Consider the following 16,793-nt stretch of genomic DNA (forward strand, 5'->3'; position numbering starts at 1 on the left):
CTCATCCCTGCATTTCGGCGGCGGCCTGCGCATAGCCGCCCGATGCACCATCGACGAAATGTACGTGATCGTCGCGCGTGGCGGCGGGCACGAAGCAGGTCATCATCGCCTCTTGCTGGGAATGGATGCCATATCTGATTTTGCCGCGTCCGCGCGCATCCTCAAGGGTCCGGGCGATGCGCGACAGGGTCTCGTCGTCACAATCCAGCGTCATCTTCAACCCGTCATCAAACTTGCGGAAATCCGCATTTCGGCTGACCATGTTCTTGTAGTGGCCCGGCTCAAACTCGCCCAGTTGCTTGCCTGATTTGAACAGCAGCCAAATCAGCAGGTTCTGCACAAGCAGCGCGGCCTTGCGCACGGCCAGATTGCGCCCAGCGCGCGAGACATGGGCATCCAGTGCAAGACCCGGAGGTGGCCACTTGATCGGAGGGCCGCCGGCCGGCACGGGATGGCCCGCGCGCTCCAGAGCCTCGGATGCGGACAGAACTGATTGCGCCAGATCAGCAAAATCGCGTTCTGTCGCCTGCGCAGTGGGCTGGATGACAAGTGACACGATCTGCCCATGCCGCGCAGGGCTGTTGGACCAGCGGCAGGACAGTCCCGTCAGGTCGGGCTGCGCGTCGGACCCGGCGGGCGGAACCTCGTACCGGCCAGCCTTCATCTGCGCCTCGGCCCAGGCCAGTCCGCCACCGGTGAACATGGCGTAATCCACCCCCGAGGACGGCGCATAGCGCGCCACCCGCAAGTCGAGCCCCTCCGCGCGCAGGTCGGACACAGGAACTAAAGCCGCACGCAGCGCGATGCCGAACTCGGTTTCCGCCCAACTGCGCAGCGCGGCCAAGGTGTCGCGCGCCATGTCGGCATCGTCCTTCGGGATGGCAAATCCGGCGCCGTCGCCACCAAATACATAGGGAAAAACTCGCCCGCTCAGCGCGTTGATCATGCCTGAGATCACCGCCGCGCCCACCATGTTCACCGTCTTGTAGCGACCACGCGCGATTTCGCCGGTCGAGTCCACGATATCGGCGACGCCCACGATCCAGTCATCCGGGACCGGGGTGAATTGTTCCGGATCCGACAGCGCAAGAAAGTCGCGTGTAATGGGTACGCGGTCGTAGAATCCGATATCGGCGGTCTTCATTGTCCCTCCCGTTTGCTTGCCGCAATGATAGCGTAGTGCGGGGGCGTTTCCCGATACTGCAACATATCACACGCGCTTGTGCATGGCATCGGGACGTGCCAAGCATCCCACCAAGGCGGACGGCAAGGAGACCGACATGCAGGCAGGTTTGGTGATCTTGTGTCTGGCCTATGTCCTCAGCCAGTTCTTCCGCGCGTTCCTTGCGGTTCTGACTGCCGATCTGGCGCGAGACATCGGCGCCACGCCCGAAGATCTGGCCTGGGCCTCGGGTCTGTGGTTTCTGGTATTTGCGGCGATGCAGATCCCGGTGGGCTGGGCGCTGGACCGGGTTGGCCCCCGGCAGACGGCGGCGGTTCTGCTACTGATCGGCGGCGCGGGTGGGGCCGCGGTGTTCGCGCTGGCCGCGACGCCCCTGCATGTGGCGGTGGCGATGGCGTTGATCGGGGTCGGGTGTTCGCCGGTTCTGATGGCCTCGTATTTCATCTTTGCCCGCGAATACCCGCCCGCGAAGTTCGCGACCCTGGCCGCGGTGATGCTGGGCGTGGGGTCGGTCGGCAACCTCGTGGCCTCGTACCCTACGGCGCTGGCGGTCGAGCTGATGGGCTGGCGCGCGACGCTGGCGGGGTTGGCCGCGATCTCGGGCGCCGTGGCCGTGGGCATCTGGGTGACGGTCAAAGACCCCGCGCGGGTGGTGTCAGAGCAGAAAGGGTCGGTTCTGGACCTGCTGCGCGAACCTGCGCTGTGGGCGATTTTGCCGTTGATGCTGGTGGCCTATGCACCCTCGGCCGCGCTGCGGGGGCTGTGGGCCGGCCCCTATCTGCTGGACGTGTTCGGGCTGAGCGCCACCCAGATCGGGCAGGCCACGCTGGTCATGGGCGCCGCGATGATCGCGGGCACCTTTGCCTATGGGCCGCTGGACCGGCTGCTGAACACCCGAAAATGGGTGATCTTCGGCGGCAACGCGCTGGCGGTGCTGGCGCTGGGGCTGCTGGGGCTGTGGGTCGCCGAGGCCGTCTGGCTGTCGGTTCTACTGATGGCGCTGATCGGGTTTCTGGGGGCATCCTTCCCGGTGATCATGGCGCATGGGCGCGCCTTCATCCCGGCGCATCTGGTGGGGCGCGGCGTGACCCTGCTGAACCTGTTTGGGATCGGCGGCGTGGGGCTGGCGCAATTCGCCACCGGCCGCATCCATGCGGCGACGGTGGACATGGGGCCAACCGCACCCTACACAGCGATATTCGCCTTCTTTGCCGTCACGCTGACGATCGGCTGCGTGATCTACCTGTTCAGCCGTGACAGCATGGAGTGAGACCCGCAGGAGCGCGCGCCGTGAACGACCCCGTTGTTATTGCCCCAAACCTCAAACGCCGCCTGTCCGGCGTGACCGCCACGATCGCGCGGCTGGTGCCGTTGCAGGCACAGTGGATCGACATCGCAGCCACCGGTCCGGGTCTGCCTTCGGACATCCCGCACATCCCGCTGGGCCGCCTGCCCTTTCTGTCGCGCAAGACGCTGCGGGTCTGGCACGCCCGCCGCAACACCGAGATGCTGCTTGGCCTGATCCTGCGCGACCTGCTGCGGCTGCGGCTGAAACTGCTGTTCACCAGCGCCTCGCAGCGGGCGCACACGGGCTATACCAAGTGGCTGATCGGCAAGATGGACGCGGTGGTGGCGACCTCGCGCAAGACGGCCGGATACCTCGAGCGCGACGCGCAGGTGATCATGCACGGCATCAACCTGCAGGATTTCACGCCACCCGCCGACAAGGCGGGGCTGCGGACGCAAATGGGCCTGCCCAACGGGCTGCTGCTGGGCTGCTATGGCCGCATCCGCCACCAGAAAGGCACCGACGCCTTCGTCGATGCGATGATCGACCTGTGCGGGCAGGTCCCCGACGTACATGGCATCGTCATGGGCCGCGCGACCGAGAAACACAGCGCTTTCCTGACCGAACTGAAGGACAAGGTGGCCCAAGCCGGCCTGTCCGACCGCATCCTGTTCAAGCCCGAGGTCACCGTGGACAAGATTGCCCAATGGTACCAGGTGCTGGATCTGTTCATCGCCCCCCAACGCTGGGAGGGGTTCGGACTGACCCCCCTCGAAGCGATGGCCTGCGGTGTGCCGGTGGTGGCCACCGATGTGGGCGCATTCTCCGAGATCGTGACCGACCCGACGCTGGGTCGGGTGGTGCCTCCGGGCGACATTCCGGCGCTGGCCGCGGCCGCGGCCGAGATGCTGGCGGACCGTGATTCCCTGGCCCGCGCAGGCCGGGCCGCCCGCGCCCATGTGGAACGGAATTTCGACATCAACGGCGAGGCGCAGGCCCTTGTTGCGCTCTATCAGCAGCTGCTGAAGGCCTGAGTCGCCGCAAAACTGCGTCATTCGGTCAATTCCGCCGTGAAGGCCCTTTTTTATTTTCTGCAACGCGGCTATGAACGCGCGTCCTTAATTCAGGAGACTAGACATGGGCTATCGCGTCGTTGTCGTCGGCGCCACGGGTAACGTGGGCCGCGAAATGCTGAACATCCTGGCTGAACGCCAGTTCCCCGTGGACGAAATTGCCGTTCTGGCAAGCCGTCGTTCGCTGGGCACCGAAGTCAGCTTTGGCGACAAGACACTCAAGACCCAGGATCTGGACACTTTCGATTTCACCGGCTGGGACATGGCTCTGTTTGCCGTGGGGTCCGCCGCGACCAAGGATTACGCCCCCAAAGCGGCCGCGGCTGGCTGCGTGGTGATCGACAACTCGTCGCTCTATCGCTACGACCCCGAGATCCCGCTGATCGTGCCCGAGTGCAATCCGCAGGCGATCCACGACTACAAGAACAAAAACATCATCGCCAACCCCAACTGCTCGACCGCGCAGATGGTGGTGGCGCTGAAACCGCTGCATGACCGCGCCAAGATCAAGCGCGTCGTGGTCTCGACCTATCAGTCGGTGTCGGGCGCCGGCAAGGAAGGCATGGATGAGCTTTGGGACCAGACCAAGGCCGTCTACAACCCGATCAACGAGGTTGCGCCGAAGAAGTTCCAGAAGCAGATCGCCTTCAACGTCATCCCGCATATCGACGTCTTCATGGAAGACGGGTCGACCAAGGAAGAGTGGAAGATGGTCGTCGAGACCAAGAAGATCGTCGACCCGTCGATCAAGGTCACCGCGACCTGTGTGCGGGTGCCGGTTTTTGTCGGGCATTCGGAATCGGTGAACATCGAGTTCGAGGAATTCCTGGACGAGGACGAGGCCCGTGACATCCTGCGCGAAGCGCCAGGCGTGATGGTGATCGACAAGCGCGAGGCCGGTGGCTATGTCACGCCGGTTGAATGCGTCGGCGATTTCGCCACCTTCATCAGCCGGATCCGTCAGGACTCAACCGTGGAAAACGGCCTGAACCTGTGGTGTGTCTCGGACAACCTGCGCAAGGGCGCGGCCCTGAATGCAGTGCAAATCGCCGAGCTGCTGGGCCGCGAGGTCATGAAGAAGGGCTGATAGCCGGACCAGACTGAAGTCTTAAAACCCCGCGGCATGGGCTGCGGGGTTTTTTCATTTTTTGCAATGCGAGAAGGAAGGCGCGCCAGGCATCACCGCAGGTTCTGCGCAAGCAATAGCAAATTCGCCAGGTGAATAGCTATTATTCACATAATCAATTTTTCATATTTCACAGCTGCTGGTATTTTTCCGCCCATTGAAGGCGCCTTCGTTTCAATCTCAGCCGAGGGGAAACGAGCCATGATTGACCAAACAGAACCTGACCTGTCGCAGGAACCGGGGTTCGACACCGCGCGATCCCACGTGCTCTGGAACCGCTGACTAGGCCGATGTTTTTCTGACCTTTAGTGCTCGACGCCGCACTGCCAGACGGTTCGGGCCGGGTTGGGCAGCGTGGTTCGGATGCCCGCGTCAGAACACACCTATTTTTGGCAAACCCAGTTTTCAACGCCCCGTGCGGCTCATCGAGTATTCAAAGGAGACCGTTATGACCAGATTGCCCATCATTTTTCTGACCACCGCAGCCATATTTGCCGTTTTGGGCATGTTGTGGGGAATCCAGATGTCCGCCAGCCATGATCACACGCTGTCCCCGGCACATGGCCACCTGAACCTGATCGGGTTCGTTGCGCTGGCAGTGTTCGGATTCTACTACGCTCTGACCCCCGAGGCGGCGCGCAGCGGTCTGGCGAAACTCCACTATGGGCTGTCCGTGGCAACGGTGCTGGTGCTCGTTCCCGGGATCGTGCTGGCAATTACAGAAAGGGGCGAAACCCTTGCCCAGATCGGATCGCTTCTGGCTGTTCTGACCATGGTCCTGTTCGTGTTCATCCTGCTGCGTCACGGTTTCGGAGCGATAGACGCGGACAACCGCAGGCCGGTGGCCGGCAACCCCAACCCAGCCGAATGAACAAGACCGCCCCGCCTGCGCGAGGCGGGGCTTCGTTCAACGGAACGACCGTTTATCCGGGGGTATACCAGATCGGCGACGTATAGGCCCGTTCGGTCGTGATCATCGGAACATAGTCCGGCATCTCGATCCCGAACCGTTGGGCCTCGTAGGCGGTCCAGCGGGGGGTCGGGATCTCGATCACACGGGCGTAGTAGAACGCAGACAGGTTGGGGTCGAAATCCGGATCCTGCCACGTGGTGATCAACTCACTTGCCCCGATCGTGTTGGTCCAAGTGGCGTTTTCGACATCGACGGTGTTGCCGACTTCGGGCAGTTTGCCGTTCTCGTCCAGCTGGCGATCGCCGGCCCAGACGACGTTGTAGACTTTCTCCTGCAAGGCCCCGTCAGCATCGACCCAGCCCTTGACGATCTGGATGCGATCCAGGTTGCCGGAAATCGGGTCCTTCAATGCAAAAACAAGGAAGTTCGGAGCCAGCCCATCGGGAGACGCCTGCAGGTTGCCCCCCATCGGTACGCCTTTTTTATAGCCGGCGTCCGCAGGAACACGGCTTGCGGCATCCTCATCGGTGAAGTCATAACCGCCGAAAAACCGAACCCCCATACGCGACCCCGTGGTCGCGTAGGTCTCCCTGCGCTGCATCGCGTCAAAGATCGCCTCGCGGGTGTTTTCCGTCGCCCAGACCGCACCCAGTCCACCAGCGGCCTGTTTCCAGCCATAGATCGACAGCTCTGGGTCGGGTGCTTCGATTACTAGGTGTTCCCAACGGTTCGGCCCGGGCTCGACCCCGGAATGTTTGCCGAAAAAGTTGTCTTCCTGCGCCGTTGCCATACCGGTATGCGAATCCGTCGCGCCGACCATCCCGAACTTGAACGGGTTAACACCCAGCTCCTGTTCGATCTTGAGCCCGCGCTTCAAAGCCTCGCGCGCGTATTCACCGGCCAGCATCTCGGGTTGCTTCAACTCGGTTCCGTTCAGATTGGCCGCGTCCCATGTGTCGAAATCTGCGAACTCGTCATCGGGGCTGAGGAACGGATGCGCCTCACCGTCGCCCTTGATCTGCGTCGGTTCGTACAGCGGCTCGAACCGGGCGCGCAGGCTTGCGATCTCCTGGGTCAGTGCGGATCCATCGTAGGCGTTCAGAGAGAACATCCGCCCGTTCGACAGGTTGCCGTTGTGCGCGATGGCGAGGACCTCGCCGCCTGTCCTTTCCTCATATTCGGCCAGAAAGGCCCACAGGTCCTCGGGGTTCTTGCTGTCGTATTGCGAGAACGGGCGGGTCTGGTTGGCCCGGTCGCGCCCATCGCGGAACAGCACGTTCCGGTGCAGGTTGTTGGCGCCCTCGGTTGTGTATTCATAACCGATGATGGCTGAAAAGACTCCCGGCTCGTTGAAGCTGTCCGCAAGGGCCGTGTACGCCTCCCACGCATGCTTGATGGCCTTCGGGTTGTCGATGGGCGGGACGTCATCCGACAACGAGGCGACGATCTCCATTGCCGTGTCAAACGCAAGCTGGCTGTCACCCGCCGTCAGCGCCTCGTACCAGGCCTTGCCCTGAGGTGTCGCCAGAACCTCGGCGTCTCCGGCCAGCAGCTGCGGCATCAGCCCATACATCTCGGCATGGTCCGAGACGACCAGCCAATCGAGCGGACGGGACAGCTTGGCCCGAAGGCCGTGGGTTGTCGTGACCTCTTCGCCGCGGGCAAAGCGAAACGCCTGTTCCTGGGTCAGCCGGGTCATCGTGCCGGCATCAACCGAAACCGAAGTATGCAGATGCGAGTCTCCCCACAGCGGCCGTTGGGGAAAGTTCCGCCCCGCATAGGGAGAGAAATCATCAGGCGCCAATACGACGTCCGTGCTGTCCTGCTCGGTCTGGAATTCCTGCGCGGACACGGATGTGGCGGTCAGCGCGGCCAGACAGGCCAATGTCCACAAGGGACGTTGTGAAACGATTGCGAAAGACTTGGTCATAAAATCCCTCCCAGGTGTGTCATTTCCATTCGGTTGGTTCCGGAAATGACGGCAGCCTATCACGGATTTGGATATTCGAATAAAATTTACTATCGACACAACCCGGACCTCGCGCTGCAATGGTTCAGCGCGCAGGCGGCAGACCAATGCAGGGCTGAGGAATCACTCTCCGTTCGAGTCTCTCTGGGCCAGGTCGGCGTTCTGTTGAAGTTGGCTGCAGGGACGGTCATTAGCAGGACCCACAGCGCCAGTGTCGGCTGGCCCGTCAGGTTCGTCCCCGAACAGGAACCATCCACCGGTGCGGCACCCAAGTTCGCGCGAACCTTCTTTCGAGAGATGGCGACCATCCCGATAGTATGCCGTCGTGCCGTCGCTGGCGCGGCACATGCCGTCGGAATCGCAGAGAATCCGATCCAGCCAGACGACCTTGTGGCGGCCCTCGAGCTGGTGCAGCATCTCGGCAACCTCAAGAAGCTCCGGCTGTATGTCCGCGAACGAATAGTCGCACAGATCCGGGTCAGCGCCTCGGAGTTCTGCATTCACCGCGCAATAGCCCAGGTTTTGGCCATTCGAGGGGGGCGGAGACACAACGATCGGGGTTTTACCGGCAGACACAAGCCGTTCGAGCGTTTTTTCCAGGTTCCGCAGAACCGTGCTCTGCGGGCCTTCGGGGTCCATTGCACCGTCAACGGCGGCGAGTCCGCCGGGCTCGAACAGGTAGTAGAACGGCGATGAGACGATGACATAGTCAATGCTGTCGGTCGAAGTGACATAATCCAGCACCTGGTCGCTGAAATCCAGACAGGCTTGCGGGGATTCTCCGGTCCGGCCGCGATCGGCAAAGGCGATACCGGCGATCGGCGCGCAGAGCGACTTGGTCAGCTGGACGACCCCAAGCTCGGGATAGGCCGCGGTCAGGCCGACCACCAGATGCATGGCGAAACTGTCCCCCCAAACCGCAACCTTGGGAGACTCGGAAGTCGCACAGCTGTCCGGCACCGGCATCCGACCGTTGCATTCATTGCTCAAACCGCGGTTCGGAGCCAGGCTTTCGGTCAGCCTTGGCAGATCGAGATCGCGCAGCGCCTTGCGATCGGGCGCGCCATCGGTTGCGAAGATCAACACCCCGACCGAGAACACCAAAGCCGATATCGCGGCGCTTCCGATGAAGATCCCCCGGCGGCTGAACAGACCTTCCCTGCGACGGCGAAAGGGTTGCTCGACGAAGCGCCATGTCAAGGCGGAGAGCACAAAGGCCAGCACAACAAGGCTGGCGATGGTCAGCGGCGTTGGGGCCGGAACACTCCGGATCTTGGCAAAGACCAACAACGGGTAGTGCCACAGATAAAGGCTGTAGCTGATCAGGCCGATCCAGACCATGATCCGAGACGACAACAGCGCCCCCACCGGGTCCCGTTGGCTGGCGAAAAGGATGACCAGAACGGTTCCCAGAACGGGCACGGCCGTAAGGATTGACGGGTGCGGCATGTACCGGTCGAACATCACGTAAGACACCAGCAGCCCGGCCATGCCCAGCAGGGGCAGCACAGTCGAGAAACGCCCCTTGTCCTGCCGCGGAACGAAGGCGCATATCGCGCCGGCCAAAAGCTCCCACGCGCGGGTATAGATGAGGTAGAACCCTGCCCTCGGTTCGTTTTCCGATGTCCACTGCGCCAGCAACAGACTAGCCAAAAGCAACACCGTTAGGCCAATGATGCAGGTCCGGGTCCCTCTTCGAAACAGAAACAGCAGCAGTAGCGGAAACAGCAGGTAGAACTGTTCTTCCACCGCAAGGCTCCAGGTGTGGAGGAGCGGATGCATGTCGAATTCATCCGCGAAATAGTCCTTGTTCCGGAAGAAGAAGACGTTCGACAGGAATACCGCGACGGATGACAGGCTTCGCGAATAGACCCTGAGATCGGCCGGCAGCATCCAGATCCACGCCAGGCAGGTCGTCACGGCCAGAACCACAAAAAGGGCCGGAAGAATCCGCCTGGCTCGCCTTTCGTAGAAATCAACGATGGACAACCGTCCGCGTTGAATATCCCCGATCAGAAGCGACGTGATCAAGTAGCCGCTGATGACGAAGAAGACATCAACACCCAGAAACCCACCGGACAGCCATGACAATCCGGCGTGGTAGAAGACCACTGGCAACACGGCAATTGCCCGAAGGCCGTCAATTTCCCTTCTGTAGGCGATGCTCAATACGGCCAACCTCAAGATGCTGGCTGAAATGCTAGCGCCCGTCCGGGGTGCCATCAACGATGTTTGTCAGTCAGCCCGCTCTGAAGGAAAATGTGTGGTTTTGCGAACAGGGGTTTGCCTGTTCGCTCCGCACATCGTGCATGGGTCCACGCCATGAATCCGGTAGTTAGGCGCGCATCCGATCCCAAGATCTCCGGGTCAGAAACGCTCGGCCCGCAGAACCTGGCAATCGGTGACGCTTACAACCCCGATATGGCGATCAAGTACGGGAAGGATCGCGCTCAGCAGCCCGTCCAAGCGATCGGGGCGAATGATGCAGATGACCTGGACCATCCCGCTGGCGCGGCTGACCTGGCCAGAACGGCTCCATTCACCCGATCGTCCCGATCCGCCGAGCACCGGCAGGATCGTGAACCCGGTCACACCTTGATCGACCAGAGCATCCGTCAGACGGGACTTCACGATGGCTTCGATGGTGATCTCGACCCGTTTGGCATCATGTGTCTGCATCGCTTTATCCTCCGGTAACGGCCCGGGCGACCGAGACGTAGATCGGCAGGCCCAGCGCCAGGTTGAATGGGAACGTGACGCCCAAAGACAGGGTCAGATAGATGGACGGGTTCGCCTCGGGCACGGCCACGCGCATCGCCGCCGGAACCGCGATGTACGAGGCGGAGGCGCCCAACACCATCAGCAACACCGCTCCACCGGTGGACAGACCCAACAGGAGCGCGGCCACCAACCCGGCACCGGCCCCGATCAGGGGCATCAGCACGCCAAAGCCAAGCAGACCCATCGTGATCAGCCCGCGCCCGGCACGCAATCCGCGCCCGGCAACGATACCCATGTCCAGCAGGAACAGGCACAGAACCCCCTTGAACGGTGCGACCACGAAGCTGCTGATCTCGGCCAGACCGTCCTCGCCCGTGATCCAGCCGATTGCAAACGACCCGACCAGCAGAACGATCGAACCATTGAGGGCAATCTCGCGCCAGAGATCCGAGTCCATCCGGCGGGCTCCGCCGCCGCGGGAGATCAGCCACAGAGCGGACAGGATCGCCGGCGCTTCCATCGCCGCCGCAACGGCCACCATATAGCCCTCGTACATCAGGCCCTGACTTTCCAGAACCGACGTACCGGCCACGAATGTGACGATCGAGATTGAGCCGTAATGCGCTGCGACCGCGCCGGCGTTGACATGGTCCAGGTTGGTCAGCACACGCAACAGGCCAAACGCCACCAGGGGCAGCAATGCGGACAGAATGACACCTGCAATGAGGGACAAGCCAAGCGTGGCGTCGATCCCGTGTGCGGCAACACTGACACCACCCTTGAAGCCGATCGCAAACAGCAGATAGATCGACATCGCCTTGGCGATGGCCTCGGGAATTGTAAGGTCCGATCGGGCCAATGCCGCTGACAGACCAAGCACAAAACTGAGAATGATCGGCGAGACCAGATTGTCGGCCGCCAGAGACAACAGGTTTTCCATACAGTCACCGCACCCTAATTGAACTAACGTTCAATTAGGGTGCGTTTTTCCGATTTAAAGACTAAACCGGCAGGAATTTTTTTCCTGACGGATCATAATACTCCAGACCGCCTTCGCCGATGTCGGTCCACAAGCCGTGCAGCGATATCGAGCCGTTCTGTACGGCCTCGGCCACGAACGGGAAGGTCATCAGGTTTTCGAGCGACGCGACAACCGCCTGACGCTCGAACTGGCGCGCCTGTTCGGCGGGGTCCTCGACATCGGAGACCAGATCGAATTTCGGCTTGAGGATGTCCATCCAGCGTCCGACAAAGCTCTCTTTGGCTTCCAGTTGCGGCGCTTCGCCCTTGCACATGTCGATACAGCCCTGCACCCCGCCGCATTGCGAATGTCCCAGTACGATCAGATGCGCCACTTTCAATGCCGTCACTGCATATTCGATGGTTGCACTGGTGCCGTGGCGCTCGCCGTCCGGTTCGTAGGGCGGCACTAGGTTGGCAATATTGCGGTGGATAAAAAACTCGCCCTGGTCGGCCCCGAAAATCGAGGTGACATGGACCCGGCTGTCACAGCAGGAAATCACCATCGCCCGCGGACGCTGACCCTCGGTCGCCAGCCGGCGGTACCAGGCCTGGTTCTCGGAATAGGACGTGGCTTTCCAACCGTGGTACCGTTTGACCAGATAGCTCGGCAGAGGTTTGGCGTGGTGCATCGCGTTTTCCCAAATTTGCAGTTCGACCGCCGATCTAACGCAAGTTCGAGCAAAATTCGAGACATTATCCCGATTGGCCGAAAGGAATTGCAAAGGTCTTTTGTGACAGGTTCGCAGATGCCGTGGGGGCAGAAAGATTGGGGTGAATGAGGTGGACAAGATCGTCACGCTTGAACAGAAGGAGTCCGTGCGTCTGGATCCGGACCGGCTGAACGGACTGTATCGGCAATTGGGTGACACGAACGCGGTCGACGTTCTATGCCGAACGGTCGAGGAACTGGCAGTACGCCTGTCGAATTGTGAACGGCTCTGGCGTCAACGCGACTGGGCGGGGCTGCGCAAATGCGCCAAGTCTCTGGTCGCAATATCCGAACAGGTCGGCATGACGGCGTTGGCCCGGGTCGCCGGCGACGTGGCCCGGACGGTAGATGCCGGCGATGCGGTGGCGACCGGAGCTACGCTCAGCCGACTGATCCGGGTGGGCGAGCGGTCGCTGACCGCTGTATGGGATCAACAGGATCTTTCGATATGACGGGTTGCGGGCGAACAACAGGCGGCTAGTGTAGGCGTCACCAGAACAGTCCGAGGCGCCCATGTCCCTGTCTTTTGCACCTTCCGATGCCCCTGCCATTGATCTGCATGTTCTTGCGCAGGACGGGCTCGAGCCATGGCTGAAGTCTCAGCCCGATGAGACACGGGCTTGGGTAGCCGCGAACGGATTCACCGGCGCAATCGGGCAGGTTCTGCTGGTTCCCGGACCGACGGGCGCGCCGCAATTCGCGCTGGCAGGCTATGGAACCGACACCCGGCGCGCTCGGGTACGCTTTCCGCTTGCCGCCGCCGCCGAGGTTCTGCCCGAAGGCACTTACCGGATTGCATCCGGTTTGCCGACAGACAGAGCCGAAATCGAAGCCTTGGGCTGGTTGCTGACCGGGTACAGTTTCGACCGATATGCCGAACAGTCCGGCGCAAAGGCCCGATTGGTCGCGCCGGACGGTGTGAATGCTCCGCAGATTGAGATCATGGCCAATGCCGAAGCTCTCACCCGTGACCTGGTCAACACTCCGACGGCCGACATGGGACCTCAGGCCCTGCAAGACGCCGTTGAAACGCTGGCGCAGGAGTACGGGGCTCGTTGTGCCGTCACCATTGGCGACAGCTTGCTGGAACAGAACTTTCCCATGATCCACGCGGTGGGTCGGGCCGCTGAACAGGCTCCGCGCCTGATTGAGATGACCTGGGGCACAAGCGGTCCGAAGCTGACCTTGGTCGGCAAGGGCGTCTGCTTTGACACCGGCGGGTTGAACCTGAAGCCCGGTGCCTCGATGGGGTTGATGAAAAAGGACATGGGCGGCGCGGCGAACGTGCTGGGACTGGCGCGCATGATCATGGCGCTGGATCTGCCGCTGCAGTTGCGGGTGCTGATTCCGGCTGTGGAAAACGCGGTGGCGGGCAACGCGTTCCGGCCCGGCGACATCCTGACCTCACGCAAGGGCTTGACGGTCGAGATCAACAACACCGATGCCGAGGGGCGGCTGGTTCTGGCCGACGCGCTGGCGCTGGCGGATGAGGGCGCGCCGGATCTGGTGATCTCGATGGCGACGCTGACCGGCGCGGCGCGGGTGGCGGTGGGGGCGGATCTGGCCCCGTTCTATACCGATGACGATGCCGCCGCGCAGGCCTTGTCGCAGGCCGCCGTTCAGGCGGCTGACCCGGTCTGGCGGATGCCGTTCCACACGCCCTATGAGACGTTGATCGAGCCGGGGATCGCCGATCTCGACAACGCGCCGGCGGGCGGGTTTGCCGGGTCGATCACCGCAGCGTTGTTCCTGCGGCGGTTCGTGGAAAACAGCCGGTACATGCATTTCGACATCTATTCATGGCAAAAGGCCAAAGAGCCCGGCCGCAGCAAAGGCGGGTTGGGACAAGGGCCGCGCGCCCTGCTGACCGCCCTGCCCGGGATGTTGGGCCTGTGAACCGCGCGCGCGTCATCCGCCCCGTCGTGGACCTGCTGCGCAACCCCAAGGGCCCGCGCGACCGGCAGCTGCTGTATGGCGACGGCCTGGACGTCACCGAACAGTCCGGCGGCTGGTGCCGGGTGGATTCCGACAAGGATGGGTATCAAGGCTGGCTGCGCGCGGACCAGTTGGGCCCCGACGCCCCGGCCACGCATTGGATCTGGGCCCCGGCGACCCATGCCTATTCGGAACCCGACATCAAAAGCCCGGACCGGGTCAGCCTGAGCTTTGGCAGCAGGATCGTGGTGCTGTCGCAGCAGGACCGCTTTGTCGAGACCGAGCTTGGGTTCATCCCCGCAGTGCATGTCAAACCGGTCGGAACCCTGCTGAACGACCCGGTCGCGGTGGCCGAGCTGTTTCTGGGCACACCCTATCTTTGGGGTGGAAACAGCCGGTGGGGGCTGGATTGTTCAGGCCTGATTCAGGCCGGGCTGCTGGCCTGCGGCGTTGCCTGCCCTGGCGACAGCGGCGACCAGGAGCGGGAGCTTGGCACCGCACTGCCCGAAGGCACCCTGGCGCAGCGTGGCGATCTGTTGTTCTGGAAAGGCCATGTGGCCTGGGTGTCCGGCGACAACATGCTGCTGCATGCCAATGCCCATCACATGGCGGTGGTCTTTGAACCGATGGACCAGGCCATTGCCCGGATCGAGACCCAGGGTGACGGGCCGGTCACGGCGCAAAAGCGGCTCTAATCCGGGTCGACCGAGCGGATCAGCTTGCGCTCCAGCACCCGCAGGACGGCGCGCAGGTCGTGCCCGCGTTTCAGGATGCGCCCGTCCATGCCCACCACCGAATACATCCCCTGCTTTGAACGCAGCCGGGGGTGTTTTTCAACACGATAGATCGGGTGCTCGGCCGTACGTCGGAAGATCGAGAATATGGCAACGTCGCGCAGATTTGATATTCCGTAGTCACGCCATTCTCCGGCGGCGACCATCCGTCCATAGACGGAAAGAATCTGTGACATCTCTTGCCGGTTGAAGGCCACCGGCATCTGGACCGGGCTTGCAGGGTTCCGGCTGGGAGGCTGCATGTTCATGACTTCAGCCTTGCCGGAAAATGCGATCAGATCAAGCCTGTCACGACATGGTGTGGTATTTTTGAACCGCCCGTCAGTGCCGGCGCCCGACCTGGCGGCAGATCAGGATCACCGGCAGCAGGCCCACGGCCAAGATCACCAGCGACGGAACGGCAGCGCCCTCCAACCGTTCGTCCGAGGCCAGCCGGTAGGCCTGAACCGCCAGCGTGTCAAAGTTGAAGGGCCGCATGATCAGCGTGGCCGGCAGTTCCTTCATCACGTCCACGAATACGATCAGCAGCGCCGTCAGCAGCGAGGGCGTGAGGATCGGCAGATGCACCCGACGCAACGTGCCCAATGGCGTCTGCCCCAGCGAGCGGGCAGCGGCATCCATATTTGCATGAACGGTGCTCTGACCGCTTTCATAAGCGCTGAGCGCGGCCGCGAGGAAGCGCACCATGTAGGCCGCCACCAACAACCAGATCGAGCCGGTGACCAGCAACCCGGTCGACACGCCGAAGGTCTGCCGCATCCAGGCGTCCAGCGCATTGTCGAACCCGGCAAAAGGCACGATCAGCCCCACCGCGATCACGCCGCCTGGCACGGCATAGCCCAACCGCGCCGCATAAGCCGCCATGGCCGAACCGCGCCCGGGTCTCAGCCGTTGGAAGAACCCGACGCAGACCGCCGCGCAGACGGTGATCACCGCCGCCGTTCCTGCCAGAGTCAGAGAGTTCCGAATGAACCCGAGATAGCGGGCCGAAAGCAGGTTCTGCTCGGACTCCAATCCCATCTGAGTCAGCACGATCACCGGAAGTAGAAAGCCGAACAAAACCGGAATGGCGCATAAAACCCATGCCGCCACAGCCTGCCAGCCGCTCAGCTGTGCAGCGGGCAATGCCGCGTGGCGTTTGCCGGGTTGGTAGTATTTGGCCTTGCCGCGCTGGGTGCGCTCGGTCACGGCCATCACCAGCGCAAAGGCCAGAAGGCACAGCGCCAGCTGCGCCGCCGCCGCGCGGTCGGCCATCGAAAACCAGCTGGTGTAGATGCCGGTGGCAAAGGTCTGAACCCCGAAATAGGCGACCGTACCGAAATCAGCGATGGTCTCCATCACCGCCAGCAGCACGCCACCGGCAATCGCGGGCCGCGCCATCGGCAGCGATACCCGCCAAAAGGCCGACCACGGGCTGCTGCCCAGCGCCCGCGCCGCCAGAAAAGCGGTGGCACTTTGCTGCAGAAAGGCCGCGCGCGCCAACAGATAGACATAGGGGTACAGCACCAGGATCAGCATCACCGCCGCGCCCTCGGTCGAGCGGATCTCGGGGAACCAATAGTCGCGCGGGCCCCAGCCGGTCACCTGGCGCAGCGTGGCCTGAACGATGCCGGGATGATCGAGGATGAAGGTATAGGCATAGGCCAGCACATAGGCCGGAAAGGCCAGCGGCAGCACCAATGCCACCTCGAACAGGCGTACGCCGGGAAAACGGGTCATGGTGACCAGCCACGCGGCCCCGACCCCGATGGCGAATGTTCCCACCGAAACCAATGAGACCAGGATCAGCGTGGTGGCCGCATAGCCGGGCAGGACCGTGTCCAGCAGATGCCGGATCGTGTCAGTGCCGCCGGTGACGGCCGCCAGCACCACGGCGACCATCGGCAACAGGCAGGCTGCTGCAACCAGATAGGCCAAGGCCCCGACGAACCGGGTGCCCAAGGCCCCACGGTTGCGCGATCCATGTTCTGAGAATTCGATCTGGGCCATGGCCTCGGGTCGGCAAAGGTTGCGGTTCCCCTTTAATCGACCAAAAAACTCGGAAACGCCAGTGGGCAGG

The 16,793-nt window shown here is 62.4% G+C and carries 15 protein-coding genes; 7 read left to right on the top strand and 8 right to left on the bottom strand.

What is annotated here, in order from left to right; translation table 11 throughout:
- Position 1 precedes the first annotated feature (1 nt).
- Complete coding sequence (locus tag ACR0NB_RS12625; protein ID WP_480775859.1) at positions 2-1,144, bottom strand: DUF3095 domain-containing protein; 1,143 nt, start codon at positions 1,142-1,144, stop codon at positions 2-4.
- Positions 1,145-1,280: 136 nt separating this feature from the next.
- Here ACR0NB_RS12625 and ACR0NB_RS12630 point away from each other — a divergent pair, with 136 nt between their 5' ends.
- The 4 genes from ACR0NB_RS12630 to ACR0NB_RS12645 all read left to right on the top strand — a co-directional run bounded on the left by ACR0NB_RS12630 (position 1,281) and on the right by ACR0NB_RS12645 (position 5,541).
- Positions 1,281-2,453 (top strand): MFS transporter, encoded by a 1,173-nt coding sequence (locus tag ACR0NB_RS12630; protein ID WP_170341450.1) that lies wholly within the window; start codon positions 1,281-1,283, stop codon positions 2,451-2,453.
- A gap of 20 nt (positions 2,454-2,473) precedes the next feature.
- Positions 2,474-3,505 (top strand): glycosyltransferase family 4 protein, encoded by a 1,032-nt coding sequence (locus ACR0NB_RS12635; protein ID WP_170582313.1) that lies wholly within the window; start codon positions 2,474-2,476, stop codon positions 3,503-3,505.
- Between the two features lie 103 nt (positions 3,506-3,608).
- On the top strand, positions 3,609-4,631 hold the full coding sequence (locus tag ACR0NB_RS12640) for an aspartate-semialdehyde dehydrogenase (protein ID WP_480775860.1): 1,023 nt from the start codon (positions 3,609-3,611) through the stop codon (positions 4,629-4,631).
- 487 nt (positions 4,632-5,118) lie between these two features.
- Positions 5,119-5,541, top strand: a complete 423-nt coding sequence (locus tag ACR0NB_RS12645; protein WP_170600849.1) for a hypothetical protein — start codon at positions 5,119-5,121, stop codon at positions 5,539-5,541.
- A gap of 52 nt (positions 5,542-5,593) precedes the next feature.
- Here the strand turns inward: ACR0NB_RS12645 and ACR0NB_RS12650 are convergent, their stop codons facing one another.
- The 5 genes from ACR0NB_RS12650 to ACR0NB_RS12670 form a co-directional block, all read right to left on the bottom strand.
- Positions 5,594-7,513, bottom strand: coding sequence for a DUF3604 domain-containing protein (locus ACR0NB_RS12650; RefSeq protein WP_480775861.1), 1,920 nt, complete (start codon positions 7,511-7,513; stop codon positions 5,594-5,596).
- Between the two features lie 162 nt (positions 7,514-7,675).
- Positions 7,676-9,721: an acyltransferase family protein gene (locus ACR0NB_RS12655; RefSeq protein ID WP_480775862.1), complete on the bottom strand. Its 2,046-nt coding sequence runs from the start codon at positions 9,719-9,721 to the stop codon at positions 7,676-7,678.
- Between the two features lie 198 nt (positions 9,722-9,919).
- Positions 9,920-10,231, bottom strand: coding sequence for a P-II family nitrogen regulator (locus ACR0NB_RS12660; RefSeq protein ID WP_093963956.1), 312 nt, complete (start codon positions 10,229-10,231; stop codon positions 9,920-9,922).
- Positions 10,232-10,235: 4 nt separating this feature from the next.
- A complete protein-coding gene (locus tag ACR0NB_RS12665; protein WP_170340783.1) occupies positions 10,236-11,213 on the bottom strand; it encodes a sodium-dependent bicarbonate transport family permease in 978 nt (325 codons plus the stop codon).
- Between the two features lie 61 nt (positions 11,214-11,274).
- Positions 11,275-11,925: a carbonic anhydrase gene (locus ACR0NB_RS12670; RefSeq protein ID WP_093963954.1), complete on the bottom strand. Its 651-nt coding sequence runs from the start codon at positions 11,923-11,925 to the stop codon at positions 11,275-11,277.
- 142 nt (positions 11,926-12,067) lie between these two features.
- Between ACR0NB_RS12670 and ACR0NB_RS12675 the strand changes: the two genes are divergently transcribed.
- The 3 genes from ACR0NB_RS12675 (at position 12,068) to ACR0NB_RS12685 (ending at position 14,635) form a co-directional block, all read left to right on the top strand.
- Complete coding sequence (locus tag ACR0NB_RS12675; protein ID WP_170340773.1) at positions 12,068-12,457, top strand: hypothetical protein; 390 nt, start codon at positions 12,068-12,070, stop codon at positions 12,455-12,457.
- 61 nt (positions 12,458-12,518) lie between these two features.
- Complete coding sequence (locus tag ACR0NB_RS12680; protein WP_480775863.1) at positions 12,519-13,901, top strand: leucyl aminopeptidase family protein; 1,383 nt, start codon at positions 12,519-12,521, stop codon at positions 13,899-13,901.
- On the top strand, positions 13,898-14,635 hold the full coding sequence (locus ACR0NB_RS12685) for a C40 family peptidase (protein WP_480775864.1): 738 nt from the start codon (positions 13,898-13,900) through the stop codon (positions 14,633-14,635). The genes ACR0NB_RS12680 and ACR0NB_RS12685 overlap by 4 nt, the downstream gene beginning before the upstream one ends.
- Here ACR0NB_RS12685 and ACR0NB_RS12690 read toward each other — a convergent pair.
- Entirely contained in the window at positions 14,632-14,982 is a 351-nt protein-coding gene (locus tag ACR0NB_RS12690; protein WP_093963950.1) for a DUF2794 domain-containing protein, read from the bottom strand. The two genes, ACR0NB_RS12685 and ACR0NB_RS12690, sit on opposite strands and share 4 nt — an antisense overlap.
- A gap of 73 nt (positions 14,983-15,055) precedes the next feature.
- Positions 15,056-16,723, bottom strand: coding sequence for an ABC transporter permease (locus ACR0NB_RS12695; RefSeq protein WP_480775865.1), 1,668 nt, complete (start codon positions 16,721-16,723; stop codon positions 15,056-15,058).
- Between the last annotated feature and the right edge of the window lie 70 nt (positions 16,724-16,793).

This window comes from Ruegeria sp. CG3 (assembly GCF_056537205.1).